General features: G+C 58.2%; 20 protein-coding genes. 17 read left to right on the top strand and 3 right to left on the bottom strand.

The genetic code is table 11. The annotated features are described in order from the left end of the window. The first annotated feature begins 93 nt into the window (after window positions 1-93). Both thrS and HWU94_RS05545 read left to right on the top strand, forming a co-directional pair. On the top strand, window positions 94-2,106 hold the full coding sequence (gene thrS / locus HWU94_RS05540) for a threonine--tRNA ligase (protein WP_185174652.1): 2,013 nt from the start codon (window positions 94-96) through the stop codon (window positions 2,104-2,106). A gap of 135 nt (window positions 2,107-2,241) precedes the next feature. Beyond that, window positions 2,242-3,246: a hypothetical protein gene (locus HWU94_RS05545; RefSeq protein WP_185174653.1), complete on the top strand. Its 1,005-nt coding sequence runs from the start codon at window positions 2,242-2,244 to the stop codon at window positions 3,244-3,246. Between the two features lie 321 nt (window positions 3,247-3,567). Here the strand turns inward: HWU94_RS05545 and HWU94_RS05550 are convergent, their stop codons facing one another. Beyond that, complete coding sequence (locus tag HWU94_RS05550) at window positions 3,568-4,602, bottom strand: intradiol ring-cleavage dioxygenase (RefSeq protein ID WP_185174654.1); 1,035 nt, start codon at window positions 4,600-4,602, stop codon at window positions 3,568-3,570. A 196-nt stretch (window positions 4,603-4,798) separates the two neighbouring features. Between HWU94_RS05550 and HWU94_RS05555 the strand changes: the two genes are divergently transcribed. From HWU94_RS05555 to HWU94_RS05570, 4 genes are all read left to right on the top strand, one after another. Next, the gene (locus tag HWU94_RS05555; RefSeq protein WP_185174655.1) at window positions 4,799-5,287 is read left to right on the top strand and encodes a hypothetical protein; all 489 of its coding nucleotides are present in this window, start codon (window positions 4,799-4,801) and stop codon (window positions 5,285-5,287) included. 65 nt (window positions 5,288-5,352) lie between these two features. Then, on the top strand, window positions 5,353-6,633 hold the full coding sequence (locus HWU94_RS05560) for a carboxylesterase family protein (protein ID WP_185174656.1): 1,281 nt from the start codon (window positions 5,353-5,355) through the stop codon (window positions 6,631-6,633). A gap of 67 nt (window positions 6,634-6,700) precedes the next feature. Further along, entirely contained in the window at window positions 6,701-7,018 is a 318-nt protein-coding gene (locus tag HWU94_RS05565; protein WP_185174657.1) for a nucleotidyltransferase family protein, read from the top strand. Beyond that, on the top strand, window positions 7,015-7,416 hold the full coding sequence (locus HWU94_RS05570) for a DUF86 domain-containing protein (RefSeq protein WP_185174658.1): 402 nt from the start codon (window positions 7,015-7,017) through the stop codon (window positions 7,414-7,416). Before HWU94_RS05565 ends, HWU94_RS05570 begins: the two co-directional genes overlap by 4 nt. Window positions 7,417-7,437: 21 nt before the next feature. Here the strand turns inward: HWU94_RS05570 and HWU94_RS05575 are convergent, their stop codons facing one another. Next, window positions 7,438-7,932, bottom strand: a complete 495-nt coding sequence (locus HWU94_RS05575) for an FBP domain-containing protein (RefSeq protein WP_185174659.1) — start codon at window positions 7,930-7,932, stop codon at window positions 7,438-7,440. Between the two features lie 101 nt (window positions 7,933-8,033). Between HWU94_RS05575 and HWU94_RS05580 the strand changes: the two genes are divergently transcribed. Together HWU94_RS05580 and HWU94_RS05585 are read left to right on the top strand one after the other, a co-directional pair. Next, window positions 8,034-9,119, top strand: coding sequence for an NADH:flavin oxidoreductase/NADH oxidase (locus tag HWU94_RS05580; protein ID WP_185174660.1), 1,086 nt, complete (start codon window positions 8,034-8,036; stop codon window positions 9,117-9,119). Window positions 9,120-9,157: 38 nt separating this feature from the next. After that, on the top strand, window positions 9,158-9,715 hold the full coding sequence (locus tag HWU94_RS05585; RefSeq protein ID WP_185174661.1) for an HIT domain-containing protein: 558 nt from the start codon (window positions 9,158-9,160) through the stop codon (window positions 9,713-9,715). A 48-nt stretch (window positions 9,716-9,763) separates the two neighbouring features. On the opposite strand, the gene HWU94_RS05590 is transcribed toward HWU94_RS05585, so the two are convergent. Beyond that, on the bottom strand, window positions 9,764-10,753 hold the full coding sequence (locus HWU94_RS05590; RefSeq protein WP_185174662.1) for a hypothetical protein: 990 nt from the start codon (window positions 10,751-10,753) through the stop codon (window positions 9,764-9,766). A 32-nt stretch (window positions 10,754-10,785) separates the two neighbouring features. Between HWU94_RS05590 and HWU94_RS05595 the strand changes: the two genes are divergently transcribed. The 9 genes from HWU94_RS05595 (at window position 10,786) to secF (ending at window position 19,592) form a co-directional block, all read left to right on the top strand. Next, window positions 10,786-12,093: a Mur ligase family protein gene (locus HWU94_RS05595; RefSeq protein ID WP_185174787.1), complete on the top strand. Its 1,308-nt coding sequence runs from the start codon at window positions 10,786-10,788 to the stop codon at window positions 12,091-12,093. Continuing rightward, on the top strand, window positions 12,093-12,872 hold the full coding sequence (locus HWU94_RS05600; RefSeq protein WP_185174663.1) for a glutamine amidotransferase: 780 nt from the start codon (window positions 12,093-12,095) through the stop codon (window positions 12,870-12,872). Before HWU94_RS05595 ends, HWU94_RS05600 begins: the two co-directional genes overlap by 1 nt. 61 nt (window positions 12,873-12,933) lie before the next feature. Further along, window positions 12,934-13,692, top strand: a complete 759-nt coding sequence (locus HWU94_RS05605; protein ID WP_185174664.1) for a YebC/PmpR family DNA-binding transcriptional regulator — start codon at window positions 12,934-12,936, stop codon at window positions 13,690-13,692. Window positions 13,693-13,714: 22 nt separating this feature from the next. Beyond that, window positions 13,715-14,386: a crossover junction endodeoxyribonuclease RuvC gene (gene ruvC, locus HWU94_RS05610; RefSeq protein WP_244956040.1), complete on the top strand. Its 672-nt coding sequence runs from the start codon at window positions 13,715-13,717 to the stop codon at window positions 14,384-14,386. 186 nt (window positions 14,387-14,572) lie between these two features. After that, the gene (gene ruvA, locus HWU94_RS05615) at window positions 14,573-15,190 is read left to right on the top strand and encodes a Holliday junction branch migration protein RuvA (RefSeq protein ID WP_185174665.1); all 618 of its coding nucleotides are present in this window, start codon (window positions 14,573-14,575) and stop codon (window positions 15,188-15,190) included. Window positions 15,191-15,197: 7 nt separating this feature from the next. Then, window positions 15,198-16,235, top strand: a complete 1,038-nt coding sequence (ruvB, locus tag HWU94_RS05620) for a Holliday junction branch migration DNA helicase RuvB (RefSeq protein ID WP_185174666.1) — start codon at window positions 15,198-15,200, stop codon at window positions 16,233-16,235. 108 nt (window positions 16,236-16,343) lie between these two features. After that, the gene (yajC, locus tag HWU94_RS05625; RefSeq protein ID WP_185174667.1) at window positions 16,344-16,691 is read left to right on the top strand and encodes a preprotein translocase subunit YajC; all 348 of its coding nucleotides are present in this window, start codon (window positions 16,344-16,346) and stop codon (window positions 16,689-16,691) included. Between the two features lie 86 nt (window positions 16,692-16,777). Continuing rightward, a complete protein-coding gene (secD, locus tag HWU94_RS05630) occupies window positions 16,778-18,523 on the top strand; it encodes a protein translocase subunit SecD (RefSeq protein WP_185174668.1) in 1,746 nt (581 codons plus the stop codon). Beyond that, on the top strand, window positions 18,516-19,592 hold the full coding sequence (secF, locus tag HWU94_RS05635) for a protein translocase subunit SecF (RefSeq protein ID WP_244956041.1): 1,077 nt from the start codon (window positions 18,516-18,518) through the stop codon (window positions 19,590-19,592). Before secD ends, secF begins: the two co-directional genes overlap by 8 nt. The last annotated feature ends 119 nt before the right edge of the window (window positions 19,593-19,711 follow it).

Raw genomic sequence — 19,711 nt, forward strand, 5'->3', positions numbered from 1 at the left:
CGGTAAAATTAGGTTTGTTCTGCACCCTCGTACCGTGCAGATGTAACGATAGCTCACCCGTTGTAGGGGTGGGCACAAACCTAGGAGACAAATTTGTCCGCTCTTTCCATTACCGTCGCAGGTGCCGCCCAGCAGGTTGAGGCCGGTACCACCGCAGCCGACCTGTTCGCTGAGGACCGTGAAATCGTCGTTGCCCGTATCAACGGCAAACTGGTTGACCTCTCTACCGAACTGACCGATGGCGATACCGTTGAGCCCGTTTCTATCCACGAGGAAGACGGCCTGAACGTGCTGCGCCACTCAGCTGCCCACGTGATGGCCCAGGCCGTGCAGGAATACCGCAAGGACGCCAAGCTCGGCATCGGCCCCTACATCACCGACGGTTTCTACTTCGACTTCGACGTCGAGGAGCCCTTCACCCCCGAAGATCTCAAGAAGATTGAGAAGAACATGGTGAAGATTATCAAGAGCGGTCAGACCTTCCGCCGCCGCGTGGTCACCCAGGCAGAGGCCGAGGCCGAGATGGCGAATGAGCCCTACAAGCTGGAACTGCTGGCGCTCTCCCAGGGCCCCGGTTCCGGTGCGGACGCTGCCGACGGCGCCTCTGTTGAGGTAGGCGAAGGCGAAATCACCATCTACGACAACGTGAACAAGAAGGGCGAGACCGTCTGGAAGGACCTCTGCCGCGGCCCTCACCTGCCCGACACCAAGCTGATTGCTAACGGCTACGCGCTGATGCGTTCCGGTGGCGCCTACTGGCGCGGGTCTGAGAAGAACCCCATGCTACAGCGTATCTACGGCACCGCCTGGCCTTCCAAGGAAGAGCTGGTTGCCTACAAGGACCGCATTGCTGAGGCTGAGCGCCGCGACCACCGCCGCCTGGGTGAAGAGCTTGACCTCTTCTCCTTCCCCAAGACCGTCGGCCCCGGCCTGCCCGTAATCCACCCCAAGGGCGGCGTCATTCTGCGCGCCATGGAAGACTACGTGCGTGCCCGCCACATTGAAGAGGGCTTCGAGTACGTTAAGACCCCCCATATCTCGAAGGAAGATCTCTTCTACACCTCTGGCCACCTGCCCTACTACGCGGACGGCATGTTCCCGGCAATGGAGGATGAGGGCCAGGCCTACCGTCTCAAGGCAATGAACTGCCCCATGCACAACGAGATTTTCCGTTCTCGTGGCCGCTCCTACCGTGAGCTGCCCCTGCGTCTGTTCGAGTTCGGTTCGGTCTACCGCGATGAGAAGTCCGGCGTGCTTTCTGGTCTGACCCGAGTGCGTATGATTACCCAGGACGACTCCCACTCCTACGTCACTAAGGAGCAGGCACCTGCTGAAGTTGCCCACCTGCTCAAGTTCATGCTGTCCCTGCTAGAGGACTTCGGCATGACCGACTTCTACCTGGAACTTTCAACCCGCGACACCGAGGGCGATAAGAAGGATAAGTTCATCGGTACGGACGAGCAGTGGGAAGAAGCAACCGCTGTGCTGGAAAAGGTTGCTGCTGAGACCGGTCTGGAACTGGTGGCTGACCCGGGTGGTGCTGCCTTCTACGGTCCCAAGATTTCTGTTCAGGCTAAGGACGCGATTGGCCGAACCTGGCAGATGTCGACTGTGCAGTATGACTTCAACCAGCCTGCCCGCTTCGGCCTGGAGTACCAGGCGTCTGACGGTAGCCGCCAGGAGCCGGTCATGATTCACTCGGCTAAGTTTGGTTCCTTTGAGCGTTTCATGGGTGTGCTGATTGAGCACTATGCCGGTGCTTTCCCTGCCTGGCTGGCTCCCGTTCAGGTGATTGGTGTGCCTGTTGCTGAGGCGTTCAACGATTACATGGGTGAGGTTGCTGCTAAGCTCAAGGCCCGCGGCGTGCGCGTTGAGGTGGATTACGGTACCGACCGCTTCCCCAAGAAGATTCGTACCGCGTCTAAGGAGAAGGTACCCTTCATCCTGATTGCCGGTGGCGAGGACGCCGAGAACGGCGCCGTGTCATTCCGCTTCCGCGACGGCTCCCAGGAAAACGGCGTGCCCGTGGACGAAGCTGTGGAGCGGATTGTGAAGCATATTGAAGAGCGGGTGAATGAGGATCCGAAGGGAACTGCTGCTGAGTAGGGAGGCATTTCTAATTTGGTGCTGATTAGCAATAAGTATTTTATTATAAGTTAAACAACAGTGGGGGTTGCATCATGACGTATGTGGCCCCCATTGTTGTCATATATATAAGTCTATCTGCTAATAGGATAAATAATGTTTGATTGGTTTTTTGCCGAAGAAACATTAAGGGTTCTTCTTACAACTTTACTAGGGTCGGCCGCTGCAATATTCTCAGCATTTATTGCTTCACGCAATGTGTCAAAGACAATTAGGAACCAAAATAAGGGGCTTCCGCCTGAGCTTTTGCGTTTAGAGAAAATTCAAGAGATAATAACAAACCACGATTCTGCTCCAATTTTGAAAGATGTTGACGCAACTGGCCTCAAGGCTGAGTATAAAAAAGCGATGCATAGGTCAATTCTGGAGTCGCAGCTAGGCAGTCTAGGGATACAGGATGAGTATTCTAGGAGGAAACTGATCTTTATTCCTGAAAAAATCAAGGATATTTATTCATTTCCTGATTTAAATACGCTTCATGGAACAAAGATGGACAAAATTAGTAGGATAATTGGACAATTTCTGGCGATCGTGGCGATAATTCCACTTCTCATTACAATAATTATCACAGTATTTGTTCTAGGGTATATTTCGTATTTACTAGTAAACTATAACCCTGTTCCGCTTTTAGAAATTTTAGTAAGACTTCAAATATTGCCATTTTTTGTTGCTTGCAGCTTATTCCTATGTTTCTTGGCTCGGTCAATAATTAATCGAACCGCTTCTTTGATTGATATTGAGACAGATTTGATAGTTAGAAATGTTTATCAGCACTATTCCGAATACTTCACTGGTGCAGATTTGGTGGTTAAAGAAAACGAGTCTGAGCTTAAGAAGCGAGTCATCTTTGAAAACTCAAAGAAGTTTAAAAAATGGCAGGAAAATAACCCTGATAAATCTTCCTGGGACTATGGCTTCAATCCTGACTCACCTCTTGCACCTCATAAGATCGAAGATGCAGTTCCTGTGGGTTGTAAGGTTGCTGCTAATAAGATTGTTTTCATACCATTGCATTTCATCTTTACAACCAGAGGTAGGAAAATTGTGAAATCTAAACCTGGGAAACATCTATCGGTAGAGCAAATTGAATATTATATTTAAAATATTTCATCTTACTTAAGCTTGTGAAGCTCCCACCCGGTATGACCTATGAAGGATTAGCGGAAATAATGAGAGGATAGCGCGATGGACATGGAAACTAAGTGCGAAGCTGAAACAGCTACCCCGAGTCCTAACACTAAGTCTCTGGAAGCGGTCCGAGAAGCAGAAGAATTCTTCGCCAGCGGCAGCAAGGGAAGGTTTGCTAACACAGAAGAGCTCTTTGATGATCTAAATATATAGAGAAAAGGAAGGGTGCCCCGTACATACCTGCGGGGCATCCTTCCTTAGCTTTTAGATCAGAGATTTACTCTTGGCAAGCGTTTAGCCGTTAGTTGGCGGGGCCGGGGGAGTTCCCATATCACCGGCAGGGGGCTGGCCGTCCGGAACACCCGCAACAGTGCCAGCAGTAGGCTCAGTGGTCGTATCAATCGGAATAGGCAGCACCTCCGAGGTGTAACCAGCGTCCATAGAACCGTCCAGAGTGATGAGCTGCTGGTCGTAGCCGTCCGAGAAAATATTGTCAGTATCCAAGGTCAGCTGGGCCAGGTTCTCAGCCGAACCCGCATAATCATCCAGCGCATACACCGCATCACACACAGCCTGCGGAATCGCAATCTGCGAGGTCAAAATAGCATTCGTCGAATCAGTAATATCATCAATCGACGAGAACACCTCAAAGTGCAAGTGCGGCCAGCGGCCAGTGTAGCAGCCGGGAACAATGGTCTTGAAAGTTACCTTACCCTCGGTGTCCGTCACCTGAACACCGCGCAGCCAGGTTTCCTCGGTGTAGCCGTCAGAGTACATGGAGTAGTTACCCTGCGCGTCGCAGTGCCACAGGTAGACAGCGGCATTGGCCATGGGCTGATTGTTATTCACCATGTCAATCACCTGCAGGGTAACGATCATGGGCACACCCGCAACAGCTTCGGTTGACCCGATACTGGTGGTGATGTCCTGGCGTTCAACGCCCGAATTCTCAAGCACGTTTTGGCCGTTAGAGCCGTCGCCGGGGTAGGGGCCAGCAACCTCATCCGGCATTTCGGTATAGCTCGTAGCAGTAGCACTTGTGGACGCAGTGGCGCTAGCTGATGAGGTCGAGGGCGAGCTGGTAGCGGTATTGCTCTCAGAGGTGCAAGCGGCCAGCACAAAAGCGGACGCACCCAGGCCTGCCACGCTCAAAGCCTTGCGGCGGTCCAAGATGGTACCCAGATCGAAGGCCAGGCCCTGGTCCTCGACGTCCTCACCCTGGCGGTCGAGCACACGCCCCTCAAAAGTCTTGACTTCACCGGGCTGAGGCTCAGTACCCTCCGATGCCGCCGGGTAAGCCTTCGTGTTCTTGCGGAATAAAGGAGTCATGCTCTTCTCTCAAGTAGGTGATAAGCTGCGGACGCCGCCAAGGTGGGGTGCGGCGTCCTTGTATCTACCACTATCGAGCATCAAGATAGCTTGGGCATATACAGAGCCTGTGAGGCAACTGTGAATGAATTCCCCCTACAATAAAACTGTGGACACCCCAGAAAACTCAACGATGAGAATCCCCAAGAAGCTCGGCATGAGCTTTCTGATTGGCGTGGGCTGGATAGCGGTGGGCGTGTGGTTCCTCCACAACCCACCGGACTGGAGATACCACCGCGCCCTGGCAACTGGTGTGGGATGTATAGCCGCTGGAATCTTCACCTTTATCAATTACTACCGGCGCAGATACGCCCTCATTCTTACGCCCGAAGGGTTCTATAACCACTCAACAGTCCTCGACCACGGCAACCACCTGATTCTGTGGAGCGTCATCGGAGACATCACCACCGATCAGCAGGGCAAGGAAATCAGGGCAGTCATCGCCGATACCCACGCCTATAATTGGACCCTAACCGGTATCCGCGCATTCACCCGGGTCACGCATGAAGGCGCCGCGAACTCAACCATCATCATCTCAACCATGGCCATGAAACTACCAGAAGGTATGAACATAGAAGATCTGGTGGCGGTGATGAGAGACTACCGCGACAGAGCTTCTAACCCACCCACGGTAGAAGATTCTTAAAATCAAAGGAGCAGTCCTTAGTGCTAGGTTGGGTATAACCACCTTCCTACCAGCCAAGGACTCCCATGAACATCGCTAGTCTCGGTGAAAGAGTCGGTGCAGCCCACTACTATCGCGGTATCCCCTACGCGCGGGCAGCCAGGTTTGCCGCGCCGCGTCCGCTCAGCCTCGACGACCTACCCGCCAGCTTCACCGCCACCGACCCCGCACCCGCTGCACCCCAGCATGTGCGCCCCGGCAAAAAAGGAATGCGGCAGGCCCCGCTCATGAGCGAAGACTGCCAAAACCTCACCATCGTCACCCCGGCAGACGCGCACCCCGGCGAGCGCCTGCCGGTCATGGTCTACTTCCACGGCGGCTCCTACGTCTACGGTTCCGGGGACGGGCAACGCTACGACCCCTACCTGCTGGTCACCGAGCACCGCCTCATCGTGGTCAAGGTGACGCATCGACTGGGCTACCTGGGCTTTATGGGCGGGGTGTCCGGGCGTCCTGCCAATCTCGGGCTGCTCGATGCCCGTCAGTCCCTGCGCTGGGTCCGCCACCATATCGCGGACTTCGGGGGAGACCCCGACCGTGTCACCGCCTTTGGGCAGTCGGCGGGTGGCGATCTGGTTGCCCGCCTCATGGTTACGGACGGCGTTGCCAAGGAAAATCTCTTCCAGCAGGCCATCATTCAAAGCGCCCCCTTGCATCTGATTCACGGCAAGGACGCCATGACCCGCCACCTGCTGGCCGTCACCTCCCAGATACCTCTGGATGCACCCGCCGAAGTGTGGGCGCGGGCGTCCCACCGGCACGTCATGGCTAACCCTTTCCGGTTTGGGCTTGACCGCGCCATGATGCCCTTTGGCTGCCACTACGGGCATTACCCCCTGCCTGCCGAAGAGAATGAGGACGCCGCCTACCGGACGGTTGCGCCCCATTTCAAGGTTCTCGTGGGGTCCCTGGAACGGGAGTCGGGCTACTTCACCCCGCCGCTAACCGGTAGGGCCGGGCGAGCGCAGCGGGCCCTGCTGGAGAGGCAGATTCGTTCATTTTCCCAGCGGCTGTACGCCGACCCGGCGCAGGTCTTTGCTCAGCGACATCAGGACGCCGGTGGGCAGGCCCTTGCCTACCGGCTGGCAACGGGCGTGGCGGGAGACCCTTTCGAGTCTGTCCACTGCACCGACCTTGCCCTGCTCTTTGATAACCCTATTTGGGAAGATAGCCGGCTGTGGGCGGGGGCAAGCAGGCAGAACCAGCAGAAGCAGGGCGTGGCCCTTCGGTCAATCTGGGCTGGCTTCGCCCACACGGGGGAGTATGCCCGGGAGTGTTTTGAGGAAGCTAGGCTTCGGGAGGTGTAGAAGGTACGGGGTGTAAATATGGGGGAGACCTACCGCGACAAAGCCCTGACCAACTAAACTAGTACTTGTGAAAGCCACACCCGAAACCCTCAAACTGCGGAGCCTCGTTGAAGAGCACCGAGCTGAAATAGAACGAGTATTTGAACAGTACGGTGCAAGTAACCCGCGACTTTTTGGGTCAGTGGCACGTGGGGATGCAGACGAAACGAGCGATATCGATATCATGGTGGACCTGCACGAACCGGACCGTAGAAGACTCATGCGATTGGCGGGAATGTCGCAGACGCTCCGTGAAATTCTCAACGTTTCTGTTGATGTAGTAACACCCGGTATTCTCAAGAACAATGTGTCTGACTTCGCTCTCAAAGAGGCGGTTGCGCTATGAGCCGTCCGATAGAACTTAGACTGATGGACATCCAAGAGGCCATCGACAGCTGTTTCAGATACCAAAAATACCTCGAGGTTTCCGATACCCAAGAAATGGCCCTAGATGCAATATTGCGGAACCTGGCTATTATCGGGGAAGCGGTAAACCATCTTCCGAAAGCCTTAAAAGACCAGGCTCCAGAGGTAGAGTGGCGGGCAATCGTAGGGTTAAGAAACTTCCTAGTACATCAATACTTCTCAGTATCTGCTGAAGAAATCCACGACATTCTCAATGAGGATTTGAAATCTCTTCGCGCTACAGTTGAAGACTTCATCAAAATCGGTGGTCGAGTTGAACCAGATGGGGCACGGTTTCTCCGGGAGCTGTCTATGCAAGAAGACATCACCCTAGAGTAGACGTGAGTATCTCAATCTGAATCATGCGGCTCCCGCCACCAGTCGCTCTATAAACCTGACCGCATTATCACGGGTGCGAGCCATGCGCTCTTCGAGGGATAGGGTCTCGTCCATCTGGCGGATACCCGCCGGCTTTTTCTTGCCCCGCACATAGTCGGTGCAGGCCAGGTTGGAGCAAAGGTAGGTGCCGATGGTGTTACCGCGTCGCCCCGACTCACCCGGCCGGGCCGCCGTATACAGCGAAATCCCCGACCCCGGGTGCAGGGTCAGGCAGAACTGGCACATCTGAGCGGCCTTACTTTGCGCCTTAGACTTCTGCAGCAGCACGCCCTGTACCTGCCCCTCGTGTTCCACGACCAGGCAACCCTTGAGCGGGCTTTTCGGGTCTAGCCAGGAGAGGAAAATCAGGTCGTCCCAGTTCTGCTCCTTGAGGCTGGGTAGGTTGAGGCGTTTAGCCTCGCCCTTAGAGCAGTTAATAAAGGATGAGCGGATGGTAGCTTCGGCCAGTTCTTGCATACCTGCAAGTTTACTCCTCATCGCTTGAGCGCCACGGGAATATCTCGGCCCCGTAACAGGTTGAAATAGGTGAATAACACCACCTGAAAGGCCGAATTAACATGACTTCGCCCCTCTTCGAACCCTTTACCCTGCGTTCCATGACCACCCGTAACCGTCTTTGGGTTCCGCCCATGTGCCAGTACTCGGTTGAACAGCAGGACGGTAAACCCACTGCCTACCACGTTTCCCACTACGGGGCGCTGGCCCGGGGTGGGGTCGGGGCTGTCATTGTCGAAATGACCGGCGTTGAGCCCGCCGCCCGCATCAGCCCCTACTGCCTGGGCCTTTGGAGCGATGATCACGTCGAGGCTTTCAAACCGGTCGTTGACGCTATTCACGCCGGGGGAGCCAAGGCAGGTATCCAGATCGCTCACGCCGGCCGCAAGGCCTCGACTCCCGGCGAGCTGGTGCCGCACGATGGTGGTTCCCTGGGTGAGGACGAGGGTGGCTGGGTTACGCTGGCCCCGTCCGCTCTTGCCTACCCCGGCTTGAAAGAACCTGAGGAACTGACCGAAGAAAAAATTGACGACCTAGTTCAGGCCTTCGCTGCGGCTGCCACCCGCGCGGTGGCTGCTGGCTTTGACTTCATTGAGATTCACGGGGCCCACGGCTACCTGATTACCCAGTTCCTCTCGCCCCTCTCGAATCAGCGTGAAGACTCCTACGGTGGTTCCCTGGAAAACCGGGCCCGCTTCGCGCGCAGGGTTGCCCGTGCCATGCGCGATGTCATGCCCGCTGAGATGCCCCTGATTGTACGCCTGTCGGCTACCGAGTTCCTTGACGGCGGTATTACTGTTGAGGAAACCTCACAGGTGGTGCGCTTGCTCGCCGAGGACGGCGTGGACTTCGCCGATATCTCCACCAGCGGTAACTACCCGGCAAAGATTAATGTTTATGCGGGTTACCAGGTTCCTATGGCTGCTCAGGTCAAGCGCGAGAGCGGTCTGCCGGTAGGGGCTGTTGGCATGATTAACTCACCGCGTCTGGCAGAGTTCATTGTGGGGTCGGGGCAGGCTGATGTGGTGCTGGTGGGCCGGGAGGCTCTGCGTAACCCCGCCTTCGCTCTACGCTGGGCTGATGAGCTCAAGGTCGATATCGACTATGTGCCTGCCCAGTACCACCGGGCCTGGCGTACCCGGCGCTAGGCGGCGTCCTACCTGCCCCTCGGGATAAACTGAGGGGTATGGTAGAAATTCCCCACTACACCACCGATGATTTTGAGCTGCCGGGGGTTCCGGACGCCTTCCAGCGGCTCTGGACGCCCCACCGCCGCGCCTACGTAAAGGGCGGGCAAAAGGACTACACCGAAAACACCTGCCCCTTCTGCGATGCTCCCGCTCACGATGATGCCGAGTCGCTTATCGTGCACCGTGGCAAGCACGCCTACGTCATTCTCAACCTCTACCCCTACAACCCCGGGCACCTGCTGGTCTGCCCCTACCGGCACATCCCCAACTACGACGACGCGACGCTCGAAGAAACCGCCGAAATTGCTGCCCTCACCCAGAAAGCTATGGGAATTTTGCGGGAGGTCAGCCGAGCAGCCGGCTTCAATATCGGCATGAACCAGGGCAAGGTCGGCGGGGCAGGGGTTGCCGCCCATCTGCACCAGCACATCGTGCCCCGCTGGAGCGGCGACACCAACTTCCTTCCCATCGTCGCCGGCACCAAGACGGTCACACAGACCCTGGATGAGATCCGAGACCTGCTCAGTACTGCATGGGATAGTCGAGGGCAGTAGGTAAGCCAGCCCCGTGCCAGCGGGCTTATTGGCTTACCCACTGCCCTGCTAGAACAGCGATTCCTGCACGGACGCCGGGGGAGTGAGTTCCCCGTGCTGTCGGCAGGCCCTGTTGGAGAGTTCTGCGGTGTTGATGAGGAAGGTCTGGTCGGGGTCGCCGAAGTGGGCGGTGAGGAACTTCCCTGTTCCACCGGTGATGTAGAAGCCGTGGGTGCCTTCGGTGAGGGTGGGGTAGGCTGTGAGCGGCTCGGGGTTTTCTGCCCGTAAGGACGCGTAGGCCCGGCTCATCGCGACGGACGGCACCCAGCGGTCTGCGGTGATATCGAAACCGTCGATGGTGTCTAGGGCGTCTTCGAGCGCCCAGGTGGCGTTTTCTACGGCCATGTAGTGTTCAGATTTGAGGCGCTCTGTGCTGGCGGGATCGACCCAGGCCTTGTATTTGGTGGAGGCTCGTTTGAACTGGGTGAGGTTGGCTTCTTGCGAGACCAGGTCTTCGAGCTGGCGCACGATGATGCCGGTGTCTGCCCGGGCAACGAAAGTAGCTGCGGCGACGGCCTGGTCGTCGAGACGGCGGGGGTTGGAGTGCAGGGAGGCGGTACCGACCTTGGAAGTGCCGTCGGGGAAGGTTGCGATGTAGAGGTAGTGTTCGAGATTGACGTAGGCCAGGGCTGCCTCGTTCATTCGAGAACCCAGGTGGATGCGGTGAATAGGCGCGAATTCGTCGCGGGCGAAACAGGAGTCGCACTGCTTGCCCTTGGTGATGATGGTGTGGGTGGGACAGGGCTCCAGATGAAAGCCAACGCTATCGAGGTTGGCTCGTGAATAACCGCTGCAGTAGGTGCCGGCGCCACGGATGTCCGCCGGGATGGCGCTAAGGCCGAGGAGGCTACCCGGGGTGATGGCGATAGTTTTAATCTCACCGCTAGGTTGACCGTCAAGAAGAGGCTCAACTTTAAGGTAGGGAGCCCTGTCGCGCCAGGTGATGTCACGCCAGATAAATTCGTGGAAAGGTACAAGCTGGTTCATGGAAGTAGTCATTACAGGTTCGAAGCATACACAAACCCGGTAAGATAGTCACCATGTCACGACCTGTTGTTCGCCTTGTTGGCCAAGGCATTCGTTATGCGACCAAGCTGCGCGGGGGCGGCTCTGCCTTCCCGGGCTTGGTCATGGAGAAGTTGCACCCTAATTTTGTGGCGGAGGAGCTAGCTAAGCTGCCGCGCGGTGTTGTCGTTGTTTCGGGTACAAACGGTAAGACGACCACTACCAAGATGGTGGTGCAGCTGCTGGAAGCCCAGGGCCTGAAGGTCTTTACCAACCGCACCGGGTCGAACTTCGTGCGGGGTGTAGCTGCTGCTCTGCTGGGTGAGATGAATCTGGCGGGTAAGCTGGACGCTGACATCGCGGTACTTGAGCTGGACGAGGCTCACGCTGTGCACTTTGTACGCAAGGTCAAGCCCAACTACGCGTTGCTGCTCAACGTCCTGCGTGATCAGCTAGACCGATTTGGTGAAATCGATACGACCCGCCGTATGCTGGCTACGGTTGCCGGTGCCGCGACGGGCACCGTGGTGCTCAACCGAGAAGACCCGCGTATTCGTTCTCTGGCTGAGAATATTCAGCCCGGCACTCGGGTGAGTTACTTCGGCCTGTCTGAGAAGCTCCGTGCCCTGTTCCCGTCCGATGATGATCTGCGCACCAGCCCCGAGGGGGCCGAGCGCGCGGACGCCGCTTTTCTGGCACCGGAGCTACCGGCGGCGTCCGTCCTGCTCAAGGACTTCAAGGGAACCGCCGCCACATTCGATGTTGCCGGTAAGGAGCTGGCGGGCACCATTAACCTCTACGGGGTCTACAACATCTTTAACGCCGCTGCGGCAATGGCCCTGACGCGCGAAGTCATGCGGGATTCCCTCAACGAGACTAAACTTCTGGCTGAACTCGAACATATTGCCCCGGCTTTTGGTCGCGGTGAAACCCTCAACGTTAACGGCCAGACCCTGCAGCTACTTCTGGTGAAGAACCCCAGCGGGTTCCGCCTGTCGCTGGCGTCCGCCGATGCCAAGGACTACGCCACCATGATCACCATCAACGACGCCTACGCCGACGGCCGCGACGTTTCCTGGCTCTGGGACGTCGACTTCCACTCCCTGACCCAGGGTGGCGTCACCATGGTGTCGGGTGTGCGCGCCTACGACATGGCCCTGCGCCTGCAGCACGACGATGTTTATGTAGAAAACATCAACGAGGACCTCGAAGAAGCCCTCGCCACCTTTATTGCCAAGTCAGAGGGGCGCCCCATGCGCATCTTCTGCACCTACACCGCCATGCTGGCCATCCGTAAGGAACTGGCAAAAATCACCGATGTGGAGGAAATCTAATGAGCGATTTTGAGAACGCACCGGTCGAAGCGGGCGAGCAGATTATCACCCAGACCGGCAACAACAAGAGCCTCAAAATTGTGCAGCTCTACCCCAAAGACATGAACATCTACGGGGACTGGGGCAACACCCTGTCGCTCTCCCGCCGGGCCCAGGCCCACGGTTTCACCACCGAAATCGTTGACTACAACCCCGGTGATGAGTTCCCGCTCGATGGCGATATCTTTGTGGGCGGCGGTGGCCAGGATTCAGGCCAGTCTGTAATTCAGGACGACCTGCTTGCCAACGCTGAAACCCTGCGCATGCTGGCAGAAGACGGAACCCCCATGCTGGTCATCTGCGGTCTTTACCAGCTCTTCGGTAGAGAGTTCAAAACCGTTGGCGGCGTCACCCTCAACGGTATTCGCGTCTTTGACGCTAAAACCGTAGGCGGCGAAGAACGCCTGATCGGCAACATCGTTGAGGAATCTGAAGAGTTCGGCACCATCATCGGTTTCGAAAACCACTCGGGTCTTACCTATCTCTCCGGCGACACCAAGCCCCTGGCCACCGTCACCAAGGGCGAGGGCAACAACAAGGAAGATTCCGGCGAGGGCGCCCGCGTCCACAACGTCATCGGAACCTACCTGCACGGCTCCCTGCTGCCCAAGAACCCCGCCATCTCGGACTTCCTCATCAAGCAGGCAGCAATCAAGAAGTACGGTGAGTTCGCCCCCGTCGTTATTGACGACACCCTCGTGGAAAAGGCGCGCGCCTCAGCGTCCGCCCGTCCACGCTAGAATAGTACGAGGTACATTGCGCCCGCCCGCGTGCTGGCGCACCAGACGAACAAGGAGAATCATGGCAGGTCACTCCAAATGGGCCACTACCAAGCACAAGAAGGCTGCCATCGACGCCAAGCGCGCCAAGGCCTTCGCTAAGTACATCAAGGCAATTGAAGTTGCAGCTCGCATGGGTGGCACCGACCCGGCAGGTAACCCCGCCCTCGACCTCGCAGTCTCAAAAGCCAAGAAGAACTCGGTTCCCAACGACAACGTTGAGCGCGCAATCAAGCGCGGCGCCGGCCTGACCGGTGAAGCCGTTGACTACACCGAAATCATGTACGAGGCCCGCGGCCCCCAGGGTACCGCCCTCTACATCGAGTGTCTGACCGACAACCGCAACCGCGCAGCCGCCGAGGTTCGCACCGCCGTCACCCGCAACGGCGGCACCATGGCAGACTCCGGCTCCGTAGCCTTCCTCTTCGAGCGCAAGGGCGTTGCCGAAGTTGCTAAGACCGAGGGCCTGACCGAGGACGACGTCCTCATGGCAGTGCTCGACGCCGGCGCAGAGGAAGTCATCGACGAAGGCGAGATCTTCACCGTTGTCTCAGAGGCAACCGACCTGCCCGCCATCCGCAAGGCTCTGGAAGAGGCCGAGCTCGAGTACAACAACGACGACCCGGTCTTCCGCCCCACCATGCAGGTAGACCTCGACGCCGAAGGTGCTAAGAAGTTCCTCAAGCTCGCAGACGCCATCGAAGAACTGGACGACGTACAGAACGTCTACTCCAACGCAGACATCAGCGAAGCCGTCATGGCCGAGCTCGAAGCTGAGTAACCAGCAGGGAAAGGAGGAGCGCGTGGCCCCGGCTCACGGCACCTCACACCAGCGCCCGGAACCCGCCCCGCGAGTTCCGGGCGCTGCCCGCATTCTGGGGGTTGACCCGGGCCTCACCAGGTGCGGTTTCGGTTTGGTCGATATGACGGCCAACCGCAAGGCCCACTTCGTCAACGTGGGAGTGGCGGGTACCGCCGCATCGGAGAGCCTGGACGCCCGCATCCTCAAGATTCTGCGCGCTGCCGAGACCTGGCTCGACACCTACCAGCCCGACGCCCTGGCGATTGAGCGAGTTTTTGCCCAGGAGCAGGTCAACACCGTGATTGGTACTGCTCACGCCTCCGGCGTGGTGATTGCGGCTGCCGCTGCACGCGGCGTGCCGGTATACTTCCACACGCCCTCAGAGGTGAAGGCAGCTGTGACAGGTTCAGGACGCGCCGACAAAGCATCGGTGGGGCGCATGGTCACCCGCATTTTGGGGCTTGACGCCATGCCCAAACCGGCGGACGCAGCGGACGCTCTCGCCCTGGCTATCTGCCACGGCTGGCGCGGAGGTGGCATCGGCTCCGGCATCAACATGGCAGCCACTACCCAGACCCACCAGGGGTCAAACCCGGCGGCAGCGCGCCGCAATGCCCAGCTCACCCCAGCCCAGCGGGCCTGGGTTGAGGCAGAGGCAAGGGCCCGAAGATAGGGCAGGGCTGTTGGGTAAGCGGCGGACTCACAGTGAAGCTGCTGGCTCGGGGCTGGCGTGAATCGCGTAACGAGCGCAGCGAGTCGCGCGAGAGGGTCGGCAGCGAGCGTGAGTCCGCTGCTTGCCCGCAACATACAAGACACATATTTCTTGTATTAGTACATATATTCGAATAGAATTGGTTTCATGATTAGCTCACTGACAGGTACCGTGACCCACCTGGGGTTGGAGACCGCTGTTATCGACGTTAACGGTTTTGGCATGCTGGTGCATCTCAATGCCCGTACAGCTTCGCAGCTGCGCCTGGGGGAGAAGGCTACGGTTCTGACCACCATGATTGTGCGTGAGGACTCCATGACCCTCTATGGCTTCGCTGAGCCTGCCGAGCGTGAGGTCTTTGACATGATGCTGTCGGTGTCGGGTATCGGCCCGCGCATTGCCCTAGCCGTGTTGAGTGTGCATACCCCGGCTGAGGTTGAGCGTGCTGTGGCAACCGGTGATGACAAGGCTTTCACTAAGGTTCCCGGTATTGGCCCTAAGGGGGCGCGCCGCATCGTCCTGGAGCTTGCTGGCAAGCTGATTTTGGCGGACGGAGCCACCGACCAGCTGCCTATCGACCAGGGCGTGAGTTGGAAGCCCCAGGTCCAGGACGCCTTGACCAGCCTGGGCTGGAACGAGCGGGACGCCGTGAGCGCTATTGAGTCCTTCATTGAGCACAACCCGAAGGCTGAAACCATGGGCGTTGCCGAAGCTCTGCGGGCCGTACTAGCTTCGCTGGGCAGCCAGAATACGGTAGGTCGATAGGTAGAGTATGAGCCAGTTCCCTCACGCTGATGGCCAGATTCCCGGCCAGCGCCTGGTTTCGATGGATGAAGAGCCAGAAGAAAAAATGATTGAGGCGGCCCTGCGCCCCAAGTCCCTTGATGACTTTGTGGGGCAGCAGCGCGTGCGTCAGCAGCTGTCGCTAGTGCTTGAGGCATCGAAGATGCGCGGACGCTCAGCCGACCACGTGCTCCTGTCGGGCCCTCCCGGTCTGGGTAAGACCACCCTGGCGATGATTATTGCTGCCGAGATGGATGCCCCCCTGCGTATTACCTCCGGCCCGGCTATTCAGCATTCGGGTGATCTGGCTGCGATTCTTTCGTCGCTCACCCCCGGCGAAGTGCTCTTTCTCGATGAAATTCACCGTATGAGCCGCCCGGCTGAAGAGATGCTCTACATGGCCATGGAAGACTTCCGTGTGGATATCGTGGTGGGTAAAGGGGCCGGGGCAACCTCTATTCCCCTGGAGCTGCCGCCCTTCACCCTGGTGGGGGCAACTACCCGTGCGGGTCTGCTACCCGGGCCCCTGCGTGACCGCTTTGGCTTTACCGGTCACCTGGAGTTCTACTCGGTCACCGAGCTAGAGAGCGTGATCCGCCGGTCTGCTGGCCTAATGGAACTCAACATTAGCCCCGAGGGTTTTGCAGAGATTGCGGGTCGGTCCCGGGGCACGCCTCGTATCGCCAACCGCCTGTTGCGTCGTGTGCGCGACTGGGCCCTGGTCAACGGCATCGACCGCATCGAGGCCTCAGCGGCAGCAACAGCCCTCAATATGTACGAGGTCGATGAGCGTGGCTTGGACCGCCTAGACCGTGCGGTGCTTGAAGCTCTGATTACCAAGTTTGGCGGGGGGCCGGTGGGCCTCTCCACCCTAGCTATTGCGGTGGGCGAAGAGACTGAAACCGTCGAGACTGTTGCCGAGCCCTACCTGGTGCGCGAGGGCCTGATTGGGCGAACCCCCCGCGGGCGAGTTGCTCTGCCAGCTGCCTGGGAGCACCTGGGGCTAGAGGCCCCCGAGCTGCCCTAGCCGTCCGCCCCTGTAATATCAGGGGGTAACCAGCCAACTGCAAGGAACTTGGCATAGAATGGGGACTTAGTTTGTTCACCCCCACCAACTACGTTAAGAGGGATTCTCGTGCAGTCAGGCTCACCCCTGTTTATGCTCCTACTTCTGGGCATCATGATGCTGGTGCTCATCGTGCTACCGGCACGCCGCGCCAAGAAGGCCCAGCAGCAGATTAAGGAACGTCAGGACGCCATGGTGCCCGGCACCCAGGTCATGACTAACTTTGGTCTCTACGGCTCTGTTGTCTCCATCGACAAGGAAGCCAACACCGCCCACCTGGAAATCGCTCCGGGCACCGTGGCTAAGGTTCACCTCATGACCGTCACCAGCATCGAGGAAGACGCCGCTGCCGCGCCGGTAGCCGACGCCGAGCGCCCTGTCATCCAGGGTGAAGTCGCCGACGATCCCAAAAACTAAACCACAGCTTAGGGTGCGCTACCTCTAGATTGAGAGGTGGCGCGCTTTTTCACGTCTCACGAACCCACTCACCTGAAGGGGCACCGATGGCTCAACCATCCAACGTCACCAAAGCCAGAGGGGCACTCGCCTCGATGGCCCTGGTGCTGCTCTTACTCGCCGGAGGAATCTTCGGCACCACCTTTTCTGGGGGCAGCTGGCTGCCCAAGCTGGCCCTAGACCTCTCTGGCGGTACCCAGCTCATCCTGTCACCCGAGGTCAACGACTCCTCGGGCGAGGCTATTACCGCTGAGCAGCTCGACCAGGCTGTTGAAATTATCCGCCAGCGCGTTGACGGCGCGGGTGTGGCGGAAGCAGAAATAACCACCCAGTCGGGCCAGAACGTCGTGGTTTCTGTGCCCGGCACTTTGAGCTCCGAAACCCGTAACCTGATTCAGACCTCGGCGCAGATGAGTTTCCGCGCCGTCATTAACGCCGGTGCCCCCCAAGCTGTTGCAGCGGACGCGACAGCAGCTGAGGACGCCCTGCCCTCACCGACCGCTGAACCCGCCGACGGGTCGGACTACAACTGGGTTACCGGTGATCTCTGGCGCCAGTACGAGCAGCTGGACTGCACCGTACCCGCCAACGTCGATACCTCTAACCAGGACCCCAACTCCGCCATTGTCGCTTGTGCCTCAGACGGAAGTGAAAAGTACATCCTGGGCCCCATCGAAATTGAGGGTACCGATATCGATACAGCCTCCTACTCCCCGGTGGCTAGCTCAACCGGTTACGCGACCGGCCAGTGGGGCGTGAACATCGTCTTCAACGAGGCTGCTACCCAGACCTTTAAGGACGTCACCACCCGCCTGAACGCTATTCGCGGCACCAGTGCGTCCGACCCCCGCGCCCGTTTCGCCATTATGCTGGATGGTCAGGTGCTCTCTTCCCCTGTTACCCAGGCAGTGATTACCAATGGCCAGCCCCAGATCACCGGTAACTTTACCGAAGAAGAGGCAGCCAACCTGGCTGAGCAGCTCAAGTACGGTGCCCTGCCCATTAGTTTCACTATCCAGTCGGAGCAGCAGATTTCTGCAACCCTGGGTGCTGACCAGCTAAAGATGGGTTTGATTGCTGGTCTAATCGGCTTGCTGCTGGTGTTTATCTACTCCCTCTTCCAGTACCGTCTGGTGGGCCTGGTCAATATCACCTCGATTATCGTGGCTGGCCTGCTCTCCTACGGGGTAATCGTATTGCTAGGCCACCTGATGAACTACCGCCTGTCACTGGCAGGCGTGGCCGGTCTGATTGTGTCAATCGGCCTGATGGCAGACTCCTTCATCGTCTACTTTGAGCGTATTCGCGATGAGATTCGTGCCGGCCGCACCGTCCCTGCCGCTATCGACCACGGTTGGCTGCGCGCCAAGCGCACCATCATGGCCTCCAAGGCCGTGAACCTGCTGGCCGCTGTAGTGCTCTACTTCGCCTCTGTTGGTAACGTGCGGGGCTTTGCCTTCACCCTGGGTCTTACCGCTGTTTCAGACCTGATTATCACCTTCCTCTTCATCCACCCGCTTATGGTTCTGCTGGGCCGCAAGGACTACTTCCGTAACGGCGGCCGCTTCTCGGGCATGGACCCGGTAGCCCTCGGCTCCACCCCGCTCTACCGGGGTGCGGGGCGCGTCCGCACCCCTGAGGAAACCGAAGGTTCCCTCTCCCTGGCTGAGCGTAAGCGCCGCGAGCGCCTAGCTGCTGAGGCGGCTGAAGCCGAAGCGGCGCAGGGGAGTGCTGATGGGGAGCCCCTGCCTGCCGCAGATTCCACCACTACCGAGGAGGCCCGCCGTGGCTAATAAACTTGCTCAGTTCGGTAATGAACTGCATTCTGGTCAGCGGTCGTTTGGGTTTGTGCCTAAGCGTCGTTTGTGGCTGACGATTGCCCTGGCTCTGGTTGTGCTGGCGGCCCTGGTGCCGGTGGTACGCGGTGGCTTCAATCTGGGTATTGAGTTCCGCGGTGGTTCTGAGTTCACTGTCTCGCAGGTGGCCGATACCGATATTTCTATCGGCCAGCAGGCGATTGCGGACGCCGCCCCCGAGGCGACCGACGTGCGCGTCACTAATATCGCTGCGGGTACCGTACGCGCTCAGATGAGTGAGCTGACCGACGATGAGACTCTGGCAGTAGGTCAGGCCCTGCAGTCGGCCTACGGTGTGAGCGCTGATCAGGTGACCTCGTCCTTCGTGGGCCCCACCTGGGGTGCCGGGGTGACCCAGCAGGCTCTGGTGGGTCTGGTCTGGTTTATTCTGCTGGTGATGATCGGTATGGCTCTGTACTTCCGTACCTGGAAGATGTCGGTCTCGGCAATTGCTGGCCTGATTTTTACCATCGTGACTACCGTGGGCCTGTACGCTCTTATCGGTTTTGAGATTACCCCCAGTGCGATTATCGGCTTCCTGACCGTGTTGAGCTACTCTCTTTACGATACCGTGGTGGTTTTCGATAAGATTCGTGAGAACACCGAGGGGCTTGAGAAGCACCGCGACACCACTTTCGCTGAGCAAGTGAATTTGGCGGTTAACCAGACCCTGGTGCGTTCTATCAACACCTCGATTGTGGGTATTTTGCCGGTGGGCTCGATTCTCTTTATCGGCGCCCTGCTCTTGGGGGCGGGTACCCTCAAGGATCTCTCCCTGGCCCTCTTCGTCGGTATCATCATCGGTACCCTGGGCACCCTCTTTGTAGCGGCTCCTACCTACGCTGCCCTGCGCCTGGGTGAGAAGGGCGTACGTGAGCATACCGAGCTCGTCCGCCGTGCCCGCCAGGGGCAGGTAGAAGAGGGCGAAGAGCGCGAGGACGCCAGCGGGCAGCAGGATGCCCCGGTGATGGTCACCGTACATTCGGTTAACCTCGATAGCAAGTAGACCAAACAGCTAGGCGTTTTACCCTAGAAACGGGAGTGGATGACAGTCCGCTCCCGTTTTTGTTACACACAGTGTGGAATTAATCTAAGATAGTCCCACACGAATATTTCAATTTGAGG

The sequence above is a fragment of the Rothia nasimurium genome, from assembly GCF_014217215.1.
In the GTDB taxonomy this organism is placed as follows: domain Bacteria; phylum Actinomycetota; class Actinomycetes; order Actinomycetales; family Micrococcaceae; genus Rothia; species Rothia avistercoris.

Coding starts and splice junctions, on each gene's coding strand:
- ruvB (WP_185174666.1), top strand. CDS start 15,198: ATGAGCCAGTTCCCTCACGCTGATGGCCAGATTCCCGGCCAGCGCCTG.
- HWU94_RS05570 (WP_185174658.1), top strand. CDS start 7,015: ATGAGCCGTCCGATAGAACTTAGACTGATGGACATCCAAGAGGCCATC.
- HWU94_RS05580 (WP_185174660.1), top strand. CDS start 8,034: ATGACTTCGCCCCTCTTCGAACCCTTTACCCTGCGTTCCATGACCACC.
- HWU94_RS05600 (WP_185174663.1), top strand. CDS start 12,093: ATGAGCGATTTTGAGAACGCACCGGTCGAAGCGGGCGAGCAGATTATC.
- HWU94_RS05585 (WP_185174661.1), top strand. CDS start 9,158: ATGGTAGAAATTCCCCACTACACCACCGATGATTTTGAGCTGCCGGGG.
- HWU94_RS05560 (WP_185174656.1), top strand. CDS start 5,353: ATGAACATCGCTAGTCTCGGTGAAAGAGTCGGTGCAGCCCACTACTAT.
- HWU94_RS05550 (WP_185174654.1), bottom strand. CDS start 4,602: ATGACTCCTTTATTCCGCAAGAACACGAAGGCTTACCCGGCGGCATCG.
- HWU94_RS05545 (WP_185174653.1), top strand. CDS start 2,242: ATGTTTGATTGGTTTTTTGCCGAAGAAACATTAAGGGTTCTTCTTACA.
- secD (WP_185174668.1), top strand. CDS start 16,778: ATGGCTCAACCATCCAACGTCACCAAAGCCAGAGGGGCACTCGCCTCG.
- HWU94_RS05590 (WP_185174662.1), bottom strand. CDS start 10,753: ATGACTACTTCCATGAACCAGCTTGTACCTTTCCACGAATTTATCTGG.
- ruvA (WP_185174665.1), top strand. CDS start 14,573: ATGATTAGCTCACTGACAGGTACCGTGACCCACCTGGGGTTGGAGACC.
- HWU94_RS05575 (WP_185174659.1), bottom strand. CDS start 7,932: ATGCAAGAACTGGCCGAAGCTACCATCCGCTCATCCTTTATTAACTGC.
- HWU94_RS05555 (WP_185174655.1), top strand. CDS start 4,799: ATGAGCTTTCTGATTGGCGTGGGCTGGATAGCGGTGGGCGTGTGGTTC.
- HWU94_RS05605 (WP_185174664.1), top strand. CDS start 12,934: ATGGCAGGTCACTCCAAATGGGCCACTACCAAGCACAAGAAGGCTGCC.